This is a genomic window from Mycobacterium sp., assembly GCF_052144515.1.
In the GTDB taxonomy this organism is placed as follows: domain Bacteria; phylum Actinomycetota; class Actinomycetes; order Mycobacteriales; family Mycobacteriaceae; genus Mycobacterium.
In genome coordinates this window covers 1-7282 of the sequence record NZ_JBKQQD010000032.1, presented here as the reverse complement: position 1 = coordinate 7282, position 7282 = coordinate 1, and the positions used below count along the sequence as shown (strand labels likewise).

The following is a 7282-nucleotide window of genomic DNA, read 5'->3' as shown; positions in this document are numbered from 1 at the left end:
GCACAATGACCAGGTGAGCGCAGCCTGATGCTCACCGGACCGCCACCGAAGTTCCACGGAACTCGGGACAACCTCCACCGATGGTGCGGCCGGGGTTACTGCAGTCGAGATTGTGAAATCGGCACCTCGACTCGAGGTACTCCTGTTCGCTGACGGCTTCGGCCGCCATCAATATTGTGAACATCACCAGCCCGCCGTGCGCTAGCACCAGCAGAATCGTAATATCGGCCCAACGTCGGGGGATTGCAGACGGGGCCGTCGACATGGCTCGATTATCCACGCTCTGCTAACCCCGGTCATTGATGAATGTGTTGAGGCTGGACTGTTGCTGATGAGTCCGGTTGGGGTCGGCGGTGGGTATATCGGGTGGTCGGCTACGGGGCACCGGCGGCCATGTCGGCGGCCAGCTCGCCGATCTGGCGTTTGACTTTGGGGGTCCGGTCAGCCTCTACGGGTGAGGGCCGGTGGTGGGTGGCGCAGCCGAGGGCTCGAACAGTGCTGGATCAGCCAGGATAACGGCGGGCGGCACGTCGCCCGTCCGTGTCACCGAAACCGGGGTTCGATAGACATTCCCCTGCGTGCCGCACTCGTTGGTTAAAACGGTCATGGTGTCGATGCCTCGAAGCGCGCCGTCAGGCTGCGGCTCCCATGACCACGCGACGGTCTCGTCCTTGGTGGTTTTGCCGTTTGTTGCTCCGGGGCATGGCTCCGGGTCTTGAAGCACGGGTGCGCTCTGCCAGTGACCGTCGACGAAACGGAGCACTGTGCCGCCACCTATGGGCGCTTGCTGATTTTCTTTGGCCAGTGGGGCCCCTGTGGCGACGCAACCAGCCGATGTGCACAACGAACGAAAGGCCAACCAATTGGAGTCGGTCCCGCCGGGGCCGGTTGTCGCCTCGCCGTTAACTGTCTGCTTTGCCCAGTCGTAGTCGACACGGAAGGTGCCGTCGAGCACGGGAGTCACACTCGCAACCGCTGGGATTGGGCTGCTGGTCGCCGGGGCGGCGGGAACTGTCGCATGATCGGCCACGGTAACGCTGGGCGGCACATGGCCTATCCGTGTCACCGAAAGCGGGGTCTGCGACACCGTTCCTTCATTGCCGCATTCATTGGTTAAAACGGTGTCGGTCAAAACGCCTCGCAGGGTCCCGTCGGGTTGTGGATCCAATGACCACGCAACCGTTTCGGTGTCCGCGCCCGCGACGACTTTCCCGTCTGCTCCCAGGCACCGCGGATACTGCTCTTGGATCTGAACGGGCGTTCACTGCCAGTGTCCGTCGGTAAAACGGAAATCGGCTGTGTGAGGAGGTGTGGACGCCACTTGGTGGTTGTTGTCGTCGAGCTTGGTCCCGGTGGCGACGCATCCCGTGGATGTGCACGATGACCGAAAGGCCCACCACGCGGTGTTGTCGGTGTTGGGGTGGGGGTCGGGCGCGCCGTTCTGTGTCTGCTTTCCATAGTCGTATTCCAGGCGGTAGGTGCCGTCGAGTACGGCAGCGGGTGGGGCCGGTTTAGAGGCGGTGTCGTTCTTCTCGATCATGTAGCCGATGACGCTGGTGGCCGTGAATGTCACCACCGCTATAGCCGCAGCGACGAGGATCCGACGCCGCCTGCGTCGCTTCTGCTTGTCGGCGTCAGTCCGGGCCGAGGGCACTGCTGCGCGTTCGGATGGCCTGCCCGCCAAGGGTGCTGACAAGGTCGGGGCCGCGGCGGTCGCGTGGCCGCCAGAGTGCGCTGCCTCTGCGAACGCGCGTGCGAAATCAGTGCAACTGGCGAATCGATCGGCAGGGTCCTTCGCGAGGGCTACAGCAAGCACCGAGTCGAAGGCCGTGAGCCCGGGGCGGGTGTCCGCTAGCGTCGGCGGTGGCGCGGTGAGGTGGCGGCTGATTACGACCGCTGGGTTGGTTTGAGGGAACAGTGGTGATCCGGTCAGCAGATGGTAGGCGGTGGCCGCTAGTGCGTACTGATCAGCGCGTCCGTCGATCGGTTCGTCCATTAGCTGTTCCGGTGCGGCGTAGGGAAGAGTGCCTATGGTCATGTTTGTGGCGGTCAGGCCACTGATGTCGCCGATGTTTCGGGCTATTCCGAAGTCGCCCAAAAGGATTCTCTGGTCGCCATCCTCGGGATTGGTTAGGAAGATATTCGCGGGCTTGACATCGCGGTGCAGTAGATCGTGCTGATGCGCGTAGTCGAGCGCGCTGGCGATCGCTGCGATTATCGTGGCTACCTCATCTGCTGGCATGCCGACCGGATAGCGGTCCCGCAGCAGGCTCGCTGCGTCGGTTCCGTCGACGAAGTCCATCGCGATCCACAGCTGTCCGTTGAACTCGCCTCGGTCGTTGACACGCACGATGTTCGGATGCCATAGCGTGGCCGCAAGGTCGGCTTCGCGGTGGAATCTTTCGCGAAACTCGCGATCAGCGGACACGTCGGCCCGCAGCACTTTCAGCGCTTCGCGGCGCGGCAATCGGGGGTGCTGTGCAAGGTAGACCTCGCCCATCCCCCCGGAGCCCACCAGCCGCAGGATGGTGTATCCAGCAAAAATCGCGCCGCTCGCCAACGGCTGTGAACCCTCGGACACGACATTCATAGATGACACGCCCTGGCTATCACGGCGGTGAACCTGATGCCAGTCGAGGCGTTCGAGCCGGGCGCCCTAGGGATACGGCCATCTACCTCACAGGCCCAGCTGCCAACGGAATTCTCGTAATAGCCATCCACGCAGCCAGTGCTGAAGGTTACTGCGGAGGTGGCCAAACCGGACGTAGCCGCCTGGGCGGCTGCGACTACACCGTTCCCAGTCGCTGCGTTGGCTTCTGCGGCGAGTAGCGCACGAATCATTGTTCCAACCTCCTCCGCGTTGGACGCCGCAAATTGTTTGCTGTGGCTGCCACGCTTTCACCCGGAACTCTCCCGGACTAGGGGCCAAGGTCCTATCGTCAGGAGCCTCCGACGCCAGCGATGATCCCCCTTCACTTGCGTTGAACGCCTCTTTGCCAAGTGACAGCGCCTGGAGCGGACCCGATGGCAGCGACCCGGCACCTGGGCAGGCCCGGACGATTGACCCTCCTGGCCCCCCGAACCGGCCTGATGGCCAACTGACCCTGGCTCTCGGGCTCTTCGGTGAAAGGGATCGGCTTGGCGCTGTTCGCCTACGCGCGGATGCGGTCCGGTGCGGATGCCATTAAGCCCGACGTCCGAGTGAAAAAGGGGTTGCGCTCACTGGGTTTTTCGGTGCCCGACGACGAGCACGCGGTGCTGTTGGTCGCCACGGCCGCTGCCGAAGATATCGGGATGTCACGACTCGTTCTAGACCAGCTGTTGTGGTGGTTGGACAACGATTAGGTCCCTTTGCCCGCCCGCCTGAACCCCGACGTAGCCTTGCAGCCGTGGCAGCGATTCCACTCAAAAGCCTAATCGGCGACCTTGATCCGGCAGCGTGCAAGCTGCACTGCGCAGTGTGGAACGGCGAGGACCACCCGATTGATGTGCTCGCTCGCTCATGGGGCGAGTGGGTGGAGTGGAACCGGTGGCGTGGCAAGCGCGACGACTTCAACCGGCAGTTCATCTTCTCGCTCGCCAGGGACCGGGATGACCCATCTCGCTGGCTCTTCGGCGGCGTCTTCGAAGTTCTCGCCCGCCGCCCAACACCGGGCGCGTCGTCGTATGACGTGGTGCTGCGGGACGACCTCATGGGCGCGTTCATCAAGCGGCTCGTAGTCGGGTTCCGGCCACCGGGGCGCGCGGTACGCTTGAACCTGAAGTCGCATCTAGACCACATCGAGGTCGTGTCGATCCTCGAACAGCCCTATGCAGGCGAACCCTTCCCCGGCCATGATCGGCTCAATCACACGCTGGGAGTGCTGGAGGTCGCCGTCAAGCAGGATTGGCGCGATTGGCGTGGTGCGCTAGAGCACATGAAGGGCGTATACGTCATCCACGATGTTGAGACTGGCAAGCCCTACGTCGGATCGGCCTACGGAGACACCGGCATCTGGGCGCGGCTATGCCAGTACGTCGACTCACTGCACGGTGGAAACAAAGCGCTGCGCGAGCTTGTCGGCCAGAAAGGACCGGAGTATGCCAGCTCCAACCTGCGCTTCGCGCTGCTCGAATTTTGGTCGATGCGAACGGCAGACGAGCACGTACTCAAGCGCGAGAGTTACTGGAAGGACGTCCTGCTGTCGCGAAAGTTCGGGCTTAATCGGAATTAAGGCGCCGCGTCCCCGAGGCATTCGTAGGCGTGACCGGTACTGAGTGGCGAGTATTGCTCCCGCTGATGGCCATCTCCTGCGAGTTGCTTATCTTCCGAACGACACCAGCGGGGCCGAACGCGCCGAATCGAGATATCGAGGAGCGCCTTGGCCTCATGGGTGTAGGCGGAGGTTCATCGCCACGCTGTACAGGAGAAACGTAACGGTTACCCCACGGGCTTCGGCGTAGCTCTCGATTCGGGCGCGCACGGACCTGTTTGGTTGGCCGCCCGCAATCAGGATGAATTGCGCAGAGCAACCCAGCTTGTTGGCCTCCTTGACGAGATCATCGAGGTAGTGCTCGACCTGACCGACGGCCCAGTCGTCTGCCTCACCGAGCTTCAGTTCAATCCCGACCAACTGATTGCGCCTGGGTCTCTTGCAGAGGAGATCGAACCGGCGACCGCTGGCGAACTTCGCTTCTTCCTTCCACTCGGTGAGGCCTCGTAGCTCGTCGAACTCATGTCGGTTGGCCACGATGAAGCGCCGGAGGGCTTCATGGTCCGGAAACGACTGGCGTGTTAGTGACAGACCCTTGATTTGGTGGCGGCGGTCGAACATGTATATGCGTTCGACGGGTTTGTTGTGTGGGTCCGTGAGGCGCGGGAAGGTGACGATCCCGGCATCGGCGAAGGCTTCTTCGAGTCGGGCGAGGAGGGGCTCGTTGCGACGCTTCGCTCCGGCACGTTCAATGATTCTGTGGAGTCCGCTACGAGTCGCTTGTTGCAGCGACTCCGGCGTGCCCGGACGGGCGTCGAGCAGTTTTCTGAAGTGATCGACGCACTGGGCGACCTTCTCGTCTGTGACTGCCATCTGGCAATAGTGCCCTGCTGTCGCCAAAGAACACCAGATCGATGGCGACGGCGGCAAGGCCGCGCCGCTGCACTGATTGTCCGGCCTCCGTGCCGACATCGGTCTGCTCTTACGGTGTCTAGGTAGATTCAACCCAATGGGTCGCCGCAAGCAGGTTTACAAGATCACGTATCCCAACGGCAAGATCTATGTGGGGATGGACCTAACGGGCACGGCGCTATACATGGGTAGCCCGAGCGCCTATGAGCAGATCGTCGCTGACCTCGAACTCGAACCCGACCGATTTGAGTTGACGCTGCGCAAAGAAATCCTGTGGGAATCCGAGACGGCCACCGACGCCGAGGTTCGTGCGATGGAATTGAAGCTGATCCGAGAAACCGGGGCTAACGATCCCGCGATCGGTTACAACAAGTTGCCGCGTTATCGTCCGGGACAGCCGCGACGATCCGGCATAGGCGATCCGTGTGGACCTTCTGGCACGCTGCGGGGGTCGGAAGGGTTGGCCGGTCGGCAACGACCCTGAGCCACGGTCCTGAGCGGCCCACGGTGCGCTGGTGAGTGCTGGCAGATGCTGTGGACCTGCGGAATCCGCTCGACTGCGAATCAGTCTGCGCTGCAAGGAAGTTCGCGTCAGGCCTCATGGTTGGTCCCAGAAGCCGGGTACGAGCTGCGTATAGACCGGCGCGCAAGACGGCCCCACTATCGGGAGTGGCGACGTTATGCACGAGATGACGCTGCCGTCTGGGTATTGGCAGACGTGGCTATTGCCGAATGTCCCTGGCAGATCCTTGCATCGCACCGGGGCCGGGTCGGCATGCGCCGCTGGCATGAACGCGAGCTGTGCCGCAAACCCGACGATGCCGAAAAACCACAGGGTGAACCGGTCCATGATGAAACCTCCTGGCATCAACGCGGGGACGTTCAAGGATCATGCGGGGCAACCTAGACCCGGCATAGGGCCAATCGACCTCATTGCGGCCCGACAGCGCCGCCGTCGCCACCTGGCCACCGCCATCGCCGACGCCGAGAGCAGATCGCTCGCCCGGTGAGCCCACCAACTGCTGACAGTCGACCGGCTGGATCGCCGCCGTGCTGTTCGGTTCTTCTGGGGCTTCCTGATCGGCGCGACCACGGTCAGCCTCGTCGGCAACATCGCGCACGCCGTGCTGCCGTACCTTCCACGCATCGCCGTTCAGATCGGTGCCGCCGCCGTGCCTCCCATCGCCCTCCTCGCAGCCGTGCACGGCATCGCCCTCGCCGTCCGTGCGGGAGCGTCCGGCAGGGTTTACCGCTGGGCGGTCAGCTCTGTTGCAGGCATCGGCGCAGGTGCATTCGCCGTAAGTTTCCTGGCGCTGCGCGATCTCATGCAAGCCATTGGGTACGGCTCTGCAACGGCGTGGATCTTCCCCGCGATCATCGACACGGCAGTGGCCGTCAGCACCCTGATGTTAGTTGCACTCGGGGACAAGCCCGCACGCCGTGGCCGTACAGTGACGACATCTTCCGGTGCACAAATCCCAACTACGGGGCTGCTGCATCAACCGGCGAGCCAAAGTGCAAAAGCGCACGTCAGACGGCCTGCAACGGCCACTGGATGGGTACAGACCTCTGCATCGGTACAACCTGGCCCGGCACAGACAGTGCAGGACTCGGTGCAAAACGATGCGACACACGTTGATGCAGACCTTGCGTCCGAGCTGATTGCATCCGGCGCGACGACACAGCCTGTCGAGACGGTTATGGCGGTGCTGGCTGCAAGCCGCGATGGGGCCTCAATCAACGCTGCGGCAAGGGCCTCCGGGATCAACTACCGGACTGCGCAGCGAATCATGCAGGCTGCCAACGGATACCGGGAACGCCCGCTTGCAGTGGTGAGCTGACTCCTCCGAGCCGACAATCAAGCAGTGGACCTTCCGACCCCCTGCTGCTATCTGGGGGTAGTTCCCTTTAGTGAATACCTAGGCAGCTCGTGAATGTGGGTAATTCGCCAGCACCGATGCATCGGCGTCGGTGGCATCTGCATGCGACTCACCTGTCAACGATGTCGAGGACTCAGACACCTCCAACCGCGCTGACTCCGGCTGTTCAGCGGCGGCCTGCCGGCGGGTGTGAGTGTCACGACGTTGTCACAACTCATCCATAACTCACCGCTGATCACCCGATGGACTGCCTCGGATTGCAATGGACTTCTACGGCCTAACACCGCAGTTCAGGGC

General features: G+C 62.7%; 7 protein-coding genes and 1 pseudogene. 4 read left to right on the top strand and 4 right to left on the bottom strand.

Going from position 1 to position 7282, the window contains the following annotated elements; translation table 11 throughout:
• Positions 1-448: 448 nt before the first annotated feature.
• A complete protein-coding gene (locus tag ACLP9N_RS01480) occupies positions 449-964 on the bottom strand; it encodes a hypothetical protein (RefSeq protein WP_442405733.1) in 516 nt (171 codons plus the stop codon).
• 780 nt (positions 965-1744) lie between these two features.
• A pseudogene (locus tag ACLP9N_RS01475) lies at positions 1745-2590 on the bottom strand (serine/threonine-protein kinase); the annotation flags it as partial.
• Between the two features lie 533 nt (positions 2591-3123).
• On the opposite strand from ACLP9N_RS01475, the gene ACLP9N_RS01470 reads away from it, so the two are divergent.
• Positions 3124-3345 (top strand): hypothetical protein, encoded by a 222-nt coding sequence (locus ACLP9N_RS01470; protein ID WP_442405732.1) that lies wholly within the window; start codon positions 3124-3126, stop codon positions 3343-3345.
• Between the two features lie 44 nt (positions 3346-3389).
• A complete protein-coding gene (locus tag ACLP9N_RS01465; RefSeq protein WP_442405731.1) occupies positions 3390-4214 on the top strand; it encodes a GIY-YIG nuclease family protein in 825 nt (274 codons plus the stop codon).
• Positions 4215-4367: 153 nt separating this feature from the next.
• On the opposite strand, the gene ACLP9N_RS01460 is transcribed toward ACLP9N_RS01465, so the two are convergent.
• Entirely contained in the window at positions 4368-5066 is a 699-nt protein-coding gene (locus ACLP9N_RS01460; RefSeq protein WP_442405730.1) for a hypothetical protein, read from the bottom strand.
• 136 nt (positions 5067-5202) lie between these two features.
• Here ACLP9N_RS01460 and ACLP9N_RS01455 point away from each other — a divergent pair, with 136 nt between their 5' ends.
• Positions 5203-5589 (top strand): GIY-YIG nuclease family protein, encoded by a 387-nt coding sequence (locus ACLP9N_RS01455; protein ID WP_442405729.1) that lies wholly within the window; start codon positions 5203-5205, stop codon positions 5587-5589.
• A 114-nt stretch (positions 5590-5703) separates the two neighbouring features.
• On the opposite strand, the gene ACLP9N_RS01450 is transcribed toward ACLP9N_RS01455, so the two are convergent.
• Positions 5704-5955 (bottom strand): hypothetical protein, encoded by a 252-nt coding sequence (locus ACLP9N_RS01450; protein ID WP_442405728.1) that lies wholly within the window; start codon positions 5953-5955, stop codon positions 5704-5706.
• Positions 5956-6229: 274 nt separating this feature from the next.
• Between ACLP9N_RS01450 and ACLP9N_RS01445 the strand changes: the two genes are divergently transcribed.
• Complete coding sequence (locus ACLP9N_RS01445) at positions 6230-6946, top strand: DUF2637 domain-containing protein (RefSeq protein WP_442405727.1); 717 nt, start codon at positions 6230-6232, stop codon at positions 6944-6946.
• The last annotated feature ends 336 nt before the right edge of the window (positions 6947-7282 follow it).